The organism is Sporomusa rhizae (genome assembly GCF_041428845.1).
Taxonomy (GTDB): Bacteria; Bacillota; Negativicutes; order Sporomusales; family Sporomusaceae; genus Sporomusa; species Sporomusa rhizae.
This window is the reverse complement of the sequence record NZ_CP156925.1, coordinates 1,754,761-1,769,836: the sequence shown is the minus strand read 5'-3', so window position 1 is coordinate 1,769,836 and position 15,076 is coordinate 1,754,761. Positions and strand designations below refer to the sequence as shown.

At 40.0% G+C, this 15,076-nt stretch carries 15 protein-coding genes, 1 riboswitch and 1 other annotated feature; of the genes, 5 read left to right on the top strand and 10 right to left on the bottom strand.

What is annotated here, in order from left to right:
- Positions 1-98: 98 nt before the first annotated feature.
- Complete coding sequence (locus tag SRRS_RS07865) at positions 99-701, bottom strand: nitroreductase family protein (protein ID WP_371367762.1); 603 nt, start codon at positions 699-701, stop codon at positions 99-101.
- A 480-nt stretch (positions 702-1,181) separates the two neighbouring features.
- On the opposite strand from SRRS_RS07865, the gene SRRS_RS07860 reads away from it, so the two are divergent.
- From SRRS_RS07860 to SRRS_RS07845, 4 genes are all read left to right on the top strand, one after another.
- Positions 1,182-1,382, top strand: a complete 201-nt coding sequence (locus SRRS_RS07860) for a hypothetical protein (RefSeq protein WP_371367760.1) — start codon at positions 1,182-1,184, stop codon at positions 1,380-1,382.
- Positions 1,383-1,480: 98 nt separating this feature from the next.
- Positions 1,481-1,584, top strand: a riboswitch (THF riboswitch).
- Between the two features lie 70 nt (positions 1,585-1,654).
- Positions 1,655-2,194 (top strand): folate family ECF transporter S component, encoded by a 540-nt coding sequence (locus tag SRRS_RS07855; RefSeq protein WP_371367759.1) that lies wholly within the window; start codon positions 1,655-1,657, stop codon positions 2,192-2,194.
- Between the two features lie 264 nt (positions 2,195-2,458).
- On the top strand, positions 2,459-2,914 hold the full coding sequence (locus tag SRRS_RS07850) for a CBO0543 family protein (RefSeq protein WP_371367757.1): 456 nt from the start codon (positions 2,459-2,461) through the stop codon (positions 2,912-2,914).
- A 103-nt stretch (positions 2,915-3,017) separates the two neighbouring features.
- The gene (locus tag SRRS_RS07845) at positions 3,018-3,146 is read left to right on the top strand and encodes a hypothetical protein (protein WP_371367756.1); all 129 of its coding nucleotides are present in this window, start codon (positions 3,018-3,020) and stop codon (positions 3,144-3,146) included.
- Between the two features lie 208 nt (positions 3,147-3,354).
- Here SRRS_RS07845 and SRRS_RS07840 read toward each other — a convergent pair whose 3' ends face one another.
- The 8 genes from SRRS_RS07840 to SRRS_RS07805 all read right to left on the bottom strand — a co-directional run bounded on the left by SRRS_RS07840 (position 3,355) and on the right by SRRS_RS07805 (position 11,992).
- Positions 3,355-3,666 carry a hypothetical protein gene (locus SRRS_RS07840; protein WP_371367754.1) on the bottom strand — a complete coding sequence of 104 codons (312 nt, stop codon included), beginning with the start codon at positions 3,664-3,666 and terminating at the stop codon, positions 3,355-3,357.
- Between the two features lies 1 nt (position 3,667).
- Positions 3,668-5,005: an acyclic terpene utilization AtuA family protein gene (locus tag SRRS_RS07835; protein ID WP_371367752.1), complete on the bottom strand. Its 1,338-nt coding sequence runs from the start codon at positions 5,003-5,005 to the stop codon at positions 3,668-3,670.
- Between the two features lie 26 nt (positions 5,006-5,031).
- Entirely contained in the window at positions 5,032-6,327 is a 1,296-nt protein-coding gene (locus SRRS_RS07830) for a CitMHS family transporter (RefSeq protein ID WP_371367750.1), read from the bottom strand.
- 284 nt (positions 6,328-6,611) lie between these two features.
- Positions 6,612-6,770, bottom strand: coding sequence for a helix-turn-helix domain-containing protein (locus SRRS_RS07825; protein WP_371367748.1), 159 nt, complete (start codon positions 6,768-6,770; stop codon positions 6,612-6,614).
- A 127-nt stretch (positions 6,771-6,897) separates the two neighbouring features.
- Complete coding sequence (locus tag SRRS_RS07820) at positions 6,898-7,428, bottom strand: 3D domain-containing protein (protein WP_371367746.1); 531 nt, start codon at positions 7,426-7,428, stop codon at positions 6,898-6,900.
- Positions 7,429-7,658: 230 nt separating this feature from the next.
- A complete protein-coding gene (gene ileS / locus SRRS_RS07815; protein ID WP_371367745.1) occupies positions 7,659-10,760 on the bottom strand; it encodes an isoleucine--tRNA ligase in 3,102 nt (1,033 codons plus the stop codon).
- Between the two features lie 80 nt (positions 10,761-10,840).
- Positions 10,841-11,054: a binding site (T-box leader), on the bottom strand.
- Positions 11,055-11,144: 90 nt separating this feature from the next.
- Positions 11,145-11,342, bottom strand: coding sequence for a hypothetical protein (locus tag SRRS_RS07810; RefSeq protein WP_371367743.1), 198 nt, complete (start codon positions 11,340-11,342; stop codon positions 11,145-11,147).
- Positions 11,339-11,992 carry a GGDEF domain-containing protein gene (locus SRRS_RS07805; protein WP_371367741.1) on the bottom strand — a complete coding sequence of 218 codons (654 nt, stop codon included), beginning with the start codon at positions 11,990-11,992 and terminating at the stop codon, positions 11,339-11,341. The genes SRRS_RS07810 and SRRS_RS07805 overlap by 4 nt, the downstream gene beginning before the upstream one ends.
- 168 nt (positions 11,993-12,160) lie before the next feature.
- On the opposite strand from SRRS_RS07805, the gene SRRS_RS07800 reads away from it, so the two are divergent.
- Positions 12,161-12,487, top strand: coding sequence for a helix-turn-helix domain-containing protein (locus tag SRRS_RS07800; RefSeq protein ID WP_371367739.1), 327 nt, complete (start codon positions 12,161-12,163; stop codon positions 12,485-12,487).
- 200 nt (positions 12,488-12,687) lie between these two features.
- On the opposite strand, the gene SRRS_RS07795 is transcribed toward SRRS_RS07800, so the two are convergent.
- Positions 12,688-14,733, bottom strand: a complete 2,046-nt coding sequence (locus SRRS_RS07795; RefSeq protein WP_371367737.1) for a diguanylate cyclase domain-containing protein — start codon at positions 14,731-14,733, stop codon at positions 12,688-12,690.
- Between the last annotated feature and the right edge of the window lie 343 nt (positions 14,734-15,076).

Below are 15,076 nucleotides of genomic sequence, written 5' to 3'. Positions count from 1 at the left end.
TTGAAATATTTGCCATCAAAATTAAAACTCCTGCCTAGTTTTTGCTAGCAGGAGTTTTTCTTGATAACACTCTAAATATTCTCAATCTGATCTATCGGCTATTTGTAGATTTTTGTACGTTCTTCGGTAGGTAGATAGTCTTTTTGATCAGGCTGCGAGAGTGGCTTGCCAAAAGGCATCTGGGCAATCAACTTCCAATTATCCGGAATATCCCACTCTGCTTTAACCGCATCATCAATAACTGGATTATAATGCTGCAACGATACACCTAGCCCTTCCATTTCAAGAGCTGTCCAAATAGTAAACTGTAGCATGCCTGATGACTGATTAGACCAGACTGGGAAGTTTTCTTTATATGCAGGAAATTGCTGCTGCAACCCTGCGACTACGTTCATATCCTCAAAATAAAGAATCGATCCATAGCCGCTGCGGAATGCACCATTAATCTTTTCCTCAGTCGCCTGAAACTTATCGGCAGGTACTATCTTTTTTAACTCCGCTTTAACAATATCCCACAAACGATTATGTTGTTCATCAAAAAGAACCACCACACGAGCACTCTGAGAATTGAATGCTGACGGTACATGCTTTACTGCCTCATTAATAATGTTCTGAATGCGGTCAATATCAACCACTTGCTCTTTGCCTATTGCGTAATACGTTCTTCTGCCTCTTACGGCGTCCATAAATGACATTTCCATTACATTTCCTCCTCGTTCTCCATTGCATCTTTTGTGTTTGCGTCAATCAGAAGTAGGTAATCCTGGGTACCAACTATCGGATTATGCGCATATGTAATAAATACGAACTCTTCTTACTCCTTAGGTGGTCAATGTGCTCGGTAGACACTTGAATCACCTCGTTTGTTTGCAAATGCTTAGCATTTGCTTTGATAGTGGTTTACATACACCAATTTCAACAATAATTATTCATTAGTATTATTTATATTTTAAATGGAATATTGTAGTAAGTCAAGAATATTACGGAAAATAATCTGAATTAGTCTGACGTAACAGGAAGTGCTTACTACCCAATGAACCCCTCTGCGGTATGATCTAGCTTTCCAGCCATAAATTAATTAGTTGGATTGCTGAATCAATATTCATGATTTGCCCTCCTCTTGAACTAACGCATTTCCTAAAACATAAAATGTATCATAAAAGTTTGTAGGAGTTGCAATTATGAAATGTGACGATGTTGATAGACTGGTACTTTTAACTCTAATTCTAAGCGTTGCGGTAGATCTAATTGCCTTAATTGCTGAGTTAGTGTCTCAGTGTTGTGAGCAGCAGGAAAAAGCTGAGAGTGAAAAAGCAGAAAAAGCTTTGATCGCAAGACTGGATGATTTTGAACGGCGAATTAGTAAGCTAGAAAGAACTTAGAGTTAGATAAGCGCATCTGCCCTTTAAATTTATTTTAATAAAATTTCTAAATTAAAGCAGGATTTCCTACATCTGCTCTATAATTATCTCCAATAATTTGCAGAGTAAGTGTTTGTGCGTTAAGTGTCATGTAAACGGGGAGTTGTCACTGAACGAAAAACTACTTCATTAGTTTGCGATACAAACACTGCATCCCGCTGCTGCATAGAAGAAAATCCAAAATATGTAGCAATTTGTAGCAATTTGATCTACATTTTTCAGGAGGTGCTTCCATGCTTTTTTATACGAAACGCCAACCATTTCAACCGGTTATATGCACTAATACATTAGTTTTTTCAGCAATCTTCATATCCCTGATCATCATGTTTACTAATGTTTTCGCGATCCAGACCCCCTTCATTCGAATCAGCCTTAGCTTTTTACCAATTGTAATGTGTTCTATACTATTAGGTCCATTATTAGGTGGTATTGTTGCTGCTATTGCCGATGTTCTAGGATGCATGTTCTTTTCTCCCGGGTTGTTTTTCCCAGGATTTACCCTAAGTTCATTTGTGTCCGGAATGATCTACGGTTACTTTTTACACAATAAAAAAATAACTTTGCAAAGAATCAGCTTAGCAAGCGTAATTGTACTCTTATTAGTAGATCTTAGTTTAAACACGTTATGGCTATCCATCTTATACCAGAAAGCTGGCAATTTGTTTTTATTTGGACGAGTACTCAAAAGTTTAGTCCTACTCCCAATTCAGATTGGGACTATTTATGCAGTCAGTAAACCATTGCTCCGGTATAAATTAGTACGACAACAATAATTATTAAATTTTTCCCATATTTCCACAATTACATCAACAAAATATATTGGATCAATCGCAGAGATGTTGCATATACGTTCCTTTTGTTCAGCAGCCATCAGTGTACTTCCAGATCCGCCAAAAAAGTCGGCCCACGCTCCCCGGGCCGACTTGAGTTTTGTTATTTTATAAATCTCCTTGTCTTATCGCCAACCGGACTGTTTTATTTGGATTTAATTAACTTAAACTACACAATCTAAATATATCTTTAGAAAGGATGATGGTATGAATATCGAATTGTTAATACAATACATAGCTATTGCTATTGCTATAATTGCGGTGATTATTGCTCGCAAAGAATTGAAACGCTTTATTCCAGTTGGATTGTTTGCTAGTTTTTATGCGAATCTTTTTTGCTATGTTGCCAATTACTTTAATTGGTGGGAGTTTCCGGTAAAGGTTTTACCCGGTGTAAAAGACGTTTCTTTTACAGTAAATGTCGTTATTGTACCAGTCCTGGCTATGTTTTGGGCTAGATATTCTCCCATGTCAAGAATCAAGTGGACTTTTCTTTGGACAACCATTTTAACAGGAATTGAATATTTGGCTGTAAGGTATACTGATATGATTACTTATCACAATAACTATAATTGGTATTATTCGTACATTTTGTGGTTAATCAGTTGGTATGTCTGGTATTCGTTCCATAAATGGTTTTATAAAGATGGGGAGCCTCACTAAAATTTATCGATCACGCTTACCGCTTGCACCCCAAGTCAATTTTTAAATTTTACCGGCCGTATTTTTTCCTGTCAAGGAAATACTATTTGGTGGAGGTGATTTTATGGGCAAAAAACTAACTGATCGTACTGGTGAGTGGCAAAAGCAACAACAAATTTTGAAAGAGTACGCCAATAGAAGGTCCTTAGATAGGACCACCACTGATGAAGGTACAGATAAAAAACAAAATTAATGTCCAAATCCCTCCTGGGGGGCCTATTATGGCTCCCTCGTTTTTTTGCGCAAGACTGGTTGGCTACTGACTCTTAAGCAATTGCTTATCAGTCTGCCTCGCTCTGACCGACTCAAATTATTATAAAAAGTTGTTTCTTTATTTTGCTCAATGCACATACAAAAGGAATCCCATTACCGGGATTCCTTTTGTATCTTTAGTCTAAAGATTATTCTAAATCAGGAATTTCAAGGTTCATTAAGGCCGAGCTTAAGGATTTGCCATGAATATCAAGCGCCAGTGTCCGTGTTACACCACCGCCAAGGGCATTATACATAACAAAGTTCAATGCGCCTACTTTAGGAAGTTCATAGCGTACTACGTCCCCCTCAACAATATCCGAGAAAAATTCTTTAACTTTCACAGCGGTTACATATTTCTTTAGGAATTCATAATTGATAGGATCATATGCAATCACGGAAATATTTGACGTATTTCCTTTGTCACCGGTGCGAGAATGTGCTATTTCACGTAGTTTCATGTTATATCACCTCGTAATGAACATTAGATTGAACTAGTGAACGGGGAATTAATGCTGAAACCATTGCTATTACCTCGCGAGCTACTTTCCAGGCGCCCGCTCCACCGGCAGGACCATTAGTATACAAGGTTTCCACCTCATTACCGATACGCACCGCTTCTTTCATATTCTGAGTACGCCCCGTAACTCTGGCACGAACTTCATACGGTTCATGTCCGGAGGATAACTTATCGCCATGCAGCGAATTTACCCCGACTAAATCAAACCGAATTTCCTGATACTTAACACCCATTAACTTCAGTCGTTCAGCAACGATATCAAGCGCCAATTGACCTCGGGCAACCGCTCCAGGACCAGCATAGCTAATCTGGCCTTCACCAATATAGCTGTCAACATAGCCAATGGAAACTTTGAGGCTGTCTGTTTTTGGTGCACCAGTTGCCCCGGTTACTTGCACCATGTCTTTACCAATTTGATTAAACTCTACGCCGGTAAAATTCGCTGCAACATCGGGAGTAATATAGGCAGCAGGATTATGAATTTCGTATAACATCTGCTCTTTGCACGTGTCGAGTGTAACCATTCCTCCAGCTTCCGGCACTTTTGTAATAAAAAATTCTCCGTTTTCCTGGACTTCGGCGATCGGAAAACCAAGATGAGCAACTCCGGGAACGTCTTTGTAACCCGGATCTGAATAATACCCGCCGGTAATTTGACCAGCGCATTCCAGCAAATGCCCAAGCACGGTAGCTTTCCCCATAAGATCCCAATTGTCCGGTGACCATCCAAATTCGTATATTATAGGTGCGGCAAAGAGAGCGGGATCAGCTACACGCCCTGTAATTACTATGTCAGCACCATTTTTCAATGCCTCAACAATGGGCTCTGCACCAACATAGGCGTTCGCAGACACCAGTTTATCTTTTATACTGACCAGTTTTTCGCCGGTCTCCTCGATCTTTAGATCCATATCTTTAATGGTGCTTAGTACATCATCACCGGAAACAGCGGCTATCTTAAGATCTTTAATTCCCAGTCTTTGAGCAACTTCTTTAATTTTTTGCGCTCCGGCGACAGGGTTTGCGGCCCCCATATTTGTGATGATTTTTACGTTATTTTTCTTACAGACGTTTAGCACCGCCTCCATGCGTGCCTCTAAAAGAGGATCATAGCCAACATTGGGATCCTTTAACTTCGCCTGCTGGGCAATGGCAATAGTTCTTTCAGCCAAACACTCAAAACATAAATACTGAATATTTCCTTTCACGGCAAGCTCTACGGCAGGCTCAATTCGATCGCCGGAATATCCGGCCCCAGAACCAATTCTAATTTTCTTCACAATATTTCACCTCTACTATCAAAGTTCTATAATGGAAATACCCCAACAATAACGCAGGTAATTGTCATGATTACCGAAGCAGCCCAAAGGAACGGAATAGAAAACTTTTGGTGTTCTCCTAACTCAACCCCCGTTAATCCAACAATCAAAAAGGTGGCGGGAGTGAGCGGGCTGACAGGAAAACCGGTTGTCATTTGCCCCATTAGTGCTGCCTGAAATACGGCAACAGGTTGGACTCCTAACATTTTTCCAAGTTCTGCGACTACTGGCATTACGCCAAGATAGAAGGAGTCTGGATCAAATATTAAACTTAAAGGCATAGATATCAAACCTATCCCAAAAGGAATATGTTGTGCTAAGCTAGGCGGGACAAACGCTACTGCTACCTTAGCCATCGCAGTGATCATTCCTGTACCATTCATGATGCCGGTAAATGCACCTGCTGCTAATAGGATACTGGCCATCATTAACGCGGCTTTGGCATGAGCATCAATCCTAGCTTTCTGGTCACTGACATTCGGATAATTGATAATTAAAGCCAGTACTGTCCCGATCATGAACATGGGAGCTGGATCAATTTTTCCGCTAATCATGGTTCCCATCACAACCAATGTAAGAACCGCATTGATCCAAAATCTGTTCGGACGACGCAAAGCCTTTTCTTCTTCTTTAACTTCACGTTTAAGTTCGACACCTTCTACTTTTCCATCTGTTAATCCAAGACGTGACTCTTCTCTTTTTCCCAAAAAGAAAGCCAAAGCAAACATATAGATTATTCCGACTACCTGAGGAATAATAAGAGGTGTAAAAATATCCGCAACGGGAATGTGCAGCGCGGCCGATGAGCGCAACGTAGGTCCTGTCCAGGGAAGATAGTTAACTCCGGCCGCTAAAGAAACCATTAGGCATAACAGTCTTTTATCCATTTTGAGACGTTCAAAGATTGGGAGCATGGCCGGTATCGTAATTAGGAAGCAAACAGCTCCCGATCCATCCAGATGAATAAGCAAGGCCAAGAGAGCTGTTCCCATTAAGATTCTTGTAGGCTTCGCTCCCACTGTTTTCAGTATTCGGTCAATAATTGGATCAAACAGCCCTGCATCGCTCATCACCCCGAAAAACAAAATAGCAAAAACGAACATCGTTGCAACCGGGGCTATATTTTGAATACCTTTAATGATAAATTTACTGGTTTCTAGACCGAAACCCCCGACAAGCGACGCTGCTACCGGAACAAAAATAAGAGCAATTAACGGAGACATTTTCTTTGTAATAATTACCCCTAAAAGTACAATCAACGTAACTAAGCCAAGAAGTGCCAACTTACCCTCCTCCTTATTATTAAGCTGCAAGCAAAATTTCTATTATTGTACTCCTTTCCTAATATTTTCGCTCACTTAGTAATAACGCAAGAACTATGCCAAAGTTAAATTTCTCATTTTTCCCGGACTAAATGCCCTTTTCTCATAAAAACATTCTAATTTATTAGAATAAAAAAAGGATTGTCCTTTTCCCGGAGTGGCTTAAACCATGAATAAAAAAAGACTCAAGCCAACTTCTAAATAATTAGAAATCGACCAAGCCCTATTCTAATATATTAGAACAATTACACTTTTCCGCGCTGCCCTTTTAACTTGTTATATAGGGTTGCTAACGAAATTCCTAGTTGCTCAGCTACTTTCTTTTTTCCTTCCAGTGTATTGCCCTCTATTTTTAACGCAGTAAAAATAATCTTTATCTCCGCTTCTTGTACAAGCCCAGCCAAACAACGTTTTTCCTAATTGGGTCAGGTGATGGTTCGCTAACTCAATCCAGCTTTTGCAGCAAAGCCAAAACTCCTGCCAAGATAATCACAAATCAGGCAGGAGTGTCTCTTTTTTATTCCTCTATCTCTACCGGTCAAGAACAAATACTCTCACCCCATGGGTTCGCCCTAGCTCATATAGTTCATCGTCTGAAGCGTCTATATGAACGTCAAACACTTTACCTTTAACCGCCCCTCCAGTATCTTCTGCTATACGCCGGAATGCTCTGCCGTCAGGCATTACAATCTCAACTTCCGAACCGAGTGGAACAACGTCTGGGTCAACGGCTACAGTCCTGCCCGAGGTAGCTATTGTGCCTGAAGCTGTTTTACCTTTGTCGTTGTACCAAGTTACTTGTGCGCCGTCTATGTAGCGAGCCACCAACCGCCCACCGCGACTAGTTGGGTAGACTTCACGCTGAGCCGCCAGCTCACGCCTTAAAATTGCTATATCTTTTTGCATATCCTCAACTTTTTGCTTGTTCACTTGAGCCTCGGACGTTATTTGCGCTATTCGAACTTCAGCTGCTTGTTTTTGATCAATGGTCGTTTTGTAGCTAATGCCGACGCCAAGCATTAGAGCTATTATAATCGTGCCAATAGTCAATTTTAGTCTCATCCTATCACTCCTTCAAAGGATATATTGAGGCTTAGCTTATATTATACTAGTAAAACAGAAACGATATCAATGGATAAATTTTCTTAATATCATCAAAGTCCATCAAACTAACCGTTATCAAATAAAAACAAGTCCTCCGACGATCATCGGAGGACTTTTATTTGAAGCGAACCAAGTTTCGAACTCGCACCCACAACTTTGAAAAGAACCTTATCTAGCAGCCTTCGCCCCTACTGCCGTTCCACGGCCAGCTGTAATTTTTCGCCGTTAATGTTTACTTCAGTATAGCTATGTTCCGCATTAAATACGATATTTACAGCAAGTGTCTCACTCATAATGTACTCTTTATATTGCTGTACAATTGTTTCAAGCAAACCATTACCAGCCATATAGACTATAATTTTGTCAACAACTTCAAATGAGCTGTCTTTTCTCATGTTTTGCAGCTTGCTGATAATCTCTCTCACATAACCTTCGTTTTTAAGTTCTTCCGAAATATGAGTGTCTAAAACTACACCCACTTCACCCTCGCCGGCAAAAGTAAACCCTTCCAGACCGTTCATCGTTACCAGGAGATTGTCACTGCTAAGTGCAATCGAAGTTCCTTCTACATTAATCGTAATGCTTTGTCCGGAAGATACTTTAAGTGCCAGTTCCATCTGGTTGGCTTCGGTGATTGCTGTTTTGATACCTGTCAACAATTTGCCGTACGTCTTGCCCAGCACCGGCAAATTAGGTTTGACTGTGTAACTTACATAATCGGACATATTGGCATTAACCACTATTTCTTTGATGTTCAGCTCTTCTTTAATGATGTCAGCATAGTAGTCCGGCAATTCATTTGTGCTGACAAGCATCTTGGACAGCGGCTGCCGGTTTTTGATATTGGCAAGATTACGTGCGCTGCGACCCAATACACAAATCCTGTAAGCCAGTTCCATCTCCTTTTCCAACTTCTCATCAACCTGTGTTTCATCATAGTCCGGCCACAAGCATAAATGTACGCTTTCCGACGCCTGGGAGTTGATACCGAATACCAGGTTTTGATAAATTTCTTCGGTAATGAACGGTACAAAGGGAGCAGCGACAATTACCAGCTTTTTCAGTACGGTATGCAGAGTAAAATAGGCATCAATTTTGTCTTCGGTCATTTCCATCGACCAGTATCTCGTTCTGTTACGCCGCACATACCAGTTGGAAAGTTCATCGGTAAATTCTTCGATCAACTGCGCAGCACCGGTGATTTTATAATCGTTCAGGTATTCATCGACTTTATAAATCAGGGTATTCAGCTTGGAGATAATCCATTTGTCCATGACGTGACGGCTCTGTCTGCCCTGGTATTTCTGCGGGTCAAACTGGTCAATTTCCGCATACAGCACATAGAAGGAGTAAACATTCCACAGCGTATTGATAAATTTGCGCTGCGCCTCAATTACGGCTTCTTCATAGAAACGGGAAGGCAGCCAGGGAGCACTGGCAGTATAGAAGTACCAGCGCAGGGCATCGGCACCTTGATTGTCCAATACGGTAAACGGACTGAGGACATTGCCTTTATGTTTAGACATTTTAAGACCGTGCTTATCAAGCACATGCCCCAGTACAACACAGTTCTCAAACGAACTCTTACCAAAAACGGCAGTGGAAATAGCCAAGAGTGTATAGAACCAGCCGCGTGTTTGGTCAACCGCCTCGGAGATAAACTGCGCCGGGAAGTTTTGTTCAAATAGTTCCCGGTTTTCAAACGGATAGTGATGCTGGGCAAACGGCATTGAGCCGGAATCATACCAGCAGTCAATGACTTCGCTGACTCTTTGCATCTTTTTACCACAATCCGGGCAACTCATCTGCACTTTGTCAATATACGGCTTGTGTAGGTCGATATCATCAGGCACATCCAGCCCTTTTTCCTTTAGTTCCGCTATACTGCCAATACATTCTCGATGTCCGCATTCGCATTCCCAGATTGGTAAGGGCGTGCCCCAGTACCGTTCACGACTAAGCCCCCAGTCGATTACGTTTTCCAGGAAATTGCCGAAACGGCCTTTTTTGATGTTATCCGGATACCAATTAATTTTATCGTTATTTTCCAAGAGTTTATCCCGGAGCGATGACATCCTGACAAACCAGGATACACGGGGATAATATAAAAGCGAAGTGTCACAGCGCCAGCAAAATGGATAGGAATGAAGATACTTTTCCGCTTTATATAGAATGCCGTTTTCTTTTAAGAAGGCCAGTATTTTTTCCTCCGCTTTTTTGACAAACAGTCCCTGCCAGGGAGTCACTTCTTCCACAAAGTTACCTTGCGCATCCACCAGATTTATGAGCGGTAAATCATATGTTTGCCCAACCCGGTTATCATCTTCACCATAGGCCGGGGCAATATGCACGATGCCAGTACCATCATTTAGGGTAACAAAATCGCCATGTACAACAAAATAGGCTTTTTTCTCCGGTTTAACGAAACGGAACATAGGTTCATATTCCTGACCTAACAGCTCCTCCCCTTTGAATTCGCGTACCAGCTCGTATTCACCCTCAAGGCAAGTCAATAGATCCTTCGCCAAAATTAAATGCTCATCTTTATTGATGACTTCAACATAATCGTAGGTCCGGTTAATAGCCAATGCCACATTGCTGGGCAACGTCCATGGGGTAGTCGTCCAGACAAGAATAGCCGCATTTTTCCCTTTAAGTCTGAACTTGACATAGGCCGAATTGTCTTTTACATCTTTATAACCTTGCGCCACTTCATGAGAAGATAAGGCAGTACCACAGCGCGGACAGTAGGGAACGATTTTGTGTCCTTTATATAATAGCTCTTTATTCCAAAGCTGCTTTAACGACCACCAAACCGATTCAATATACTCATTATGGTAGGTGACATATGGATTTTCCATGTCAATCCAAAACGCCACCCGCTCCGACATTTCCTTCCATTGTGTAGCATAGGTAAATACGCTATCTTTGCATTTCTTTATGAACTCCTCAACCCCATACTTTTCAATTTCCGGCTTGCCGGAAATACCCAGCTTTTTCTCTACTTCAAGTTCAACCGGCAGTCCATGCGTATCCCAACCGGCCTTTCTCAAGACTCTGTATCCCTTCATGACTTTATACCGCGGAATTAAATCTTTTATAACCCGGGTAACAACGTGACCGATGTGGGGAGTGCCGTTCGCAGTCGGCGGGCCATCATAAAACGTAAAATACTCCTTATCCTCGTTCATACTAAAACTTTTAGCAATGACCTCTTTTTCTTCCCACAAGGCCAGTATTGATTTTTCCATTTCCACAAAATTATTCTTAGAACTTACTTTCTTATACATGTTCTGCCCCTTCCTTTTCATTCGCTTTAACGTCTTGTATGCCAGAGAATATCTATAAGAACAAAAAAACTTCGTCCCCTAATCAGGACGAAGTTTTTACTTCGTTATACCACCTTAATATTCTCAGGTACTGCATACCTTATCCTTTAACGCAGGAATACGGATTAACCTACTAAGCATTCAGTCATCAGCTCTCAGGTGATTTTCTTCCGGCAACTCCCTGCAGGTTCTCAGCACTCCCCGCTCTCTGTACGGTTCTATTCCCGTAATATTCTTCCTGTTCACAGCTTTTATAGAACTATATCAAAATGTTATTGAAATTATACTTCTTCAATTGTGAAATGTCAAACCATCCTACTTGTTTGTTTAACTTGCTATAAGGTTTTACTCACCCCGGAGCTTTGTTTTCGCTCCCTTTCTCCGGAACAACAAAAATTCTTCCAGTACGGCCCCCAGTCTCTGATAAGTATTCGTTGTATCTTTTCCCGCTTTATTTAGCCGATCAAATTTTTCAGATAATCCCCGGATTTTATCATATAGCTCAGTTTCTTGTTTCTTAAAATCCGGATACCTGGCATTCATAAGTTAGCTACCGTAACAATCGCATTTTTTTGTTCTTTGGCTTTATACAAAGCTTGATCGGCTTTTATTAAGATGTCTTTTACATCCTGCTCTTGTTCCAGCGAGATTATCCCGCTGCTTACAGTTACATGATATGGTGAAAAAGTACCTTCTATTTTATCGCGAATGCGCTCCATAACTTCGAGAGCAGTTTTCAGGGAGATCTCGTTAAAAATGATTACAAATTCATCACCGCCCCAACGAATAACAACATCCTTGTTGCGAGTATCTTTTTTTAATATAGTTGCGATACCGGACAATAGTAAATCACCGATAGCATGACCATATATATCGTTAATACTTTTAAAGTCGTCCACATCAATCATGGCAACACACATCTGTTGTTTTACCGTAGGTAATCGTTTTTCGTCCAGCTTTGAATAGAAATATCTCCGGTTCCATAAACCTGTTAAATAATCCGTGTGGGAACTGATACTTAACCTTTGGATTAAACCGCCAATTACAAATCCTTCGATGGAAAAAATTAAAGCAGCCGCTAGCCAAAAAAATCTTTCATAGCCGATTGGATAAACTGTGCCCAATAAATATCCAATTAAACCTATTACTATTCCAAGTATAGCGAGTATGAAACGAGCGTGATTGTAAAACACTTAGACTTGCCCTCCTCTACTAACCCTCAAGTACTAGAAGTTCGCTAATCAACTTTTTTATGCTTAATATTAATCCACTAATTAATTTTAATTCATTACTTAATATTAAGCAATAGGTATATGTAAACATTTTTCTTCCATTGATATAGTTAAGGTCAGGTGATGTGCATGTACATTGATTACAGTGCCATTGGGCAACGAATAAAAAAAATTCGTAAACAAAAAAATCTCACACAAGAAAAACTTGCAGAAAGCCTAGAAGTTTCTACTGTTTATATCAGCCAAGTTGAAAACGGTAAAACGAAACTCAATCTTGAAATGCTAATACGCATAGCAAGCCTGCTAAACACTGATCCAGGCTACTTTATTACGGGTGTTTCCTACTCATCGAAAGATTACCTTAAATCAGATATAGCCCAGTTCCTTCAAGACTTTTCACTCGAACAACGCCAGTTAATAATTGATATAGCTAAACTCATTAATAAATATAAGTAGAATCCAATAAGAAACTGCAGCAAATCGATGTAAAACTGCTTCTTCCTACAGCGACTAATTCAATATGTGACAACTACAATTCGATATGTTCAAAAGTAAAAAGGATAGGTTTGCTCGCTTCTCGGGTAAACCTATCCTTCTTTTCAATACGCTATATTTTCATTCATGTTATGGTCTGACACATTTTTGATCAATATTATCTAATCCAAATCCGTTTCGGCATAATTCTTGTCCCCTGTTTTAGCGTGAATCAGCTCACCCAAATTCCTTGTAATCTTTTCTTTAACTTCCATTCGATTGGTATTCTTATCTTGATACATGGCATCATCAGCTTGACGTAAAACATCAGCTATACTATACCCTTTTCCTAAACAATAACCAAGAGAAATATATAGTGGTAGCGCCTCTTTGCTGCCTCTATAAGCTTCGACTTTGGTGGTAATTTTTTTAATCATTGCATTTAAATTATCTTCAGTAGCATCCCATACTAGAAGCGCAAATTCATCACCGCCAATTCGCGCCGAAATAATTCGCTTATCATCAAATAAAATCGTTTGTGCTGCTGCCTTTAATAATGCATCGCCAGCATGATGCCCTAGCGAATCATTAATTATTTTCAATCCATCCACATCACACATAATAATTCCAATATCATGGTCAGATTTGGACATTTGCTTTATTTGCAGTTCGAAGTAGGCACGATTATATAGACCTGTTCCAGTGTCGTGGTAGCTAATATATTCCAGTGTACTTTCCCATCTTTTACGATCACTAATGTCAATCATGCTTCCTAAAATAGCTTTCTTGCCATTAATTATACAGGTAGAAGTAAGTATATAAACATCAATAATAGTACCATTTTTGCGCAGAATACGAATTTCGTAATTAAAGTGACCCGCCTCTCCCGCCTTTCGCCTTCGCGCTTTATCCAAAACTAATTCTCTATCATCAGGATGAACGTATTCAAGATAACTACTCAACTGTTTTGCTTCTTTCGTAGTATAACCAATCAGTTCTTCCATTTTTGGGTTTAAATATACTATCTTTCCATCCTGTAAAATAGAAATGCCAACAAGAGAATTCTCCACGAGACTTCGAAATTTATCTTCTGCCTCTACAAGCAGATTATTTACTCGGTTCAATTCACCAATTGTAGCAATCAACTGTTGCGCCATGGAAACAAAAGCCTTGTTCAGGTACTGCAATTCCTGAGGAGCTTTTAAAAAAGAGCCTTCTTGGGATACTGCACTATAATCTCCACGTTCTACTCGATTAGCCTTTTCCATTAAAGCGAAAACCGGAGAGTTAATCCTTCTTACAAAAGCGGTAACTAAATATATTAATATAGCTAATAAAACAAAGTATACCAAACATAACTTACCAAGTTTTTTATAAAGAGGAGTCAAAACCTCATTTTCATCAACTTCGGCAATTATTACCCAATCGTGATCTCCAATTGGTGAAAACGCACCGAACACACGTTGCCCGCGAAAATCCATGTATACTTCAGATCCTGATTTACCCTGTACCACCTGTTCAAATCCGTATGTACCTTTTATGTTAAAATGCCCATCAGTATTGGGCATTCCCTGGGATGCCGCGTCACTAGCCAGCCGCGTTGGAGTAATCATCATTCCGTTTCGGTCAACGAGATATGTTTCACCTGTTACCCCAAATTGAAATTGCTCCATAATTTTGCTAACTGTCGTTAGTTTCACCGCTCCAACAACTACTCCGATAACATTACCGTTATGATCAAAAACAGGAGATGAAAAGGATATAAACGGCATGTTTGTAACTCGTCCATAAAGCACATCGGATATATACGATCTTCCAAGCAAGCACTGCTTAAAGTACTCTCGGTCTGAAACGTTATACCCATCATGAGTCCTTCCGTTTATATCAATGAAAGCTAACCATGAAAAGTCGGAATTATTACGAGAAAATACTTCGATATTTGTCTTTATTACTTCCATATCACCATCTCGCGTCGACTTTAGCTCTGAGAAGGTCTTTATCCTCCCAGCATACTCAATAAACCAGTTCTCGACCATACTTCGCTGAATATTAATAGTTTGTTCAAAGTTTTTCAAGATGTATCCACGGGTTGTCTCAATTTCTTGCAAAGCAAAAAGGTAAAAGGACAGGATAAAAACACTGACAGATATCAATAAAAGCAATCTAGTAAAACCAAAAATTGTATTATAAGAAAACAATGTTTTTATCTTTTCGCCAAAGGTGATCATTGAAGTAGACTCCTAGTCTCTGTTTATCATTTGATGCTATATGTTGGAGTATAGAATTCCGGTCCCTGTGTCAACAACAATTTAGAATTATATACAGCTTCTATTAGTTAAATAAAAATCCTGCTGACTTATTTTGAGCAGATCTTTAAAGTACTGGACAAGAAAAAAACAACGGTCTGCTATAGCTGGTGGTTTTTTACAATAACGGACAACCTCTGTCAATTTGACAGAGGTTGTCCGTTGCTTTTGCTATCGTGTATTTATCGAATTTATTTTTGTGTAGCTACTTCACGTTTTTTGCTGTTAGAGAATTGACACGCAAGCGTAATACATGAATTCTAGG

Bases quoted from the DNA above. Each gene is read 5' to 3' on its own strand.
- SRRS_RS07865 (WP_371367762.1), bottom strand. From the start codon at position 701: ATGGAAATGTCATTTATGGACGCCGTAAGAGGCAGAAGAACGTATTAC.
- SRRS_RS07860 (WP_371367760.1), top strand. From the start codon at position 1,182: ATGAAATGTGACGATGTTGATAGACTGGTACTTTTAACTCTAATTCTA.
- SRRS_RS07855 (WP_371367759.1), top strand. From the start codon at position 1,655: ATGCTTTTTTATACGAAACGCCAACCATTTCAACCGGTTATATGCACT.
- SRRS_RS07850 (WP_371367757.1), top strand. From the start codon at position 2,459: ATGAATATCGAATTGTTAATACAATACATAGCTATTGCTATTGCTATA.
- SRRS_RS07845 (WP_371367756.1), top strand. From the start codon at position 3,018: ATGGGCAAAAAACTAACTGATCGTACTGGTGAGTGGCAAAAGCAACAA.
- SRRS_RS07840 (WP_371367754.1), bottom strand. From the start codon at position 3,666: ATGAAACTACGTGAAATAGCACATTCTCGCACCGGTGACAAAGGAAAT.
- SRRS_RS07820 (WP_371367746.1), bottom strand. From the start codon at position 7,428: ATGAGACTAAAATTGACTATTGGCACGATTATAATAGCTCTAATGCTT.
- ileS (WP_371367745.1), bottom strand. From the start codon at position 10,760: ATGTATAAGAAAGTAAGTTCTAAGAATAATTTTGTGGAAATGGAAAAA.
- SRRS_RS07810 (WP_371367743.1), bottom strand. From the start codon at position 11,342: ATGAATGCCAGGTATCCGGATTTTAAGAAACAAGAAACTGAGCTATAT.
- SRRS_RS07800 (WP_371367739.1), top strand. From the start codon at position 12,161: ATGTACATTGATTACAGTGCCATTGGGCAACGAATAAAAAAAATTCGT.
- SRRS_RS07795 (WP_371367737.1), bottom strand. From the start codon at position 14,733: ATGATCACCTTTGGCGAAAAGATAAAAACATTGTTTTCTTATAATACA.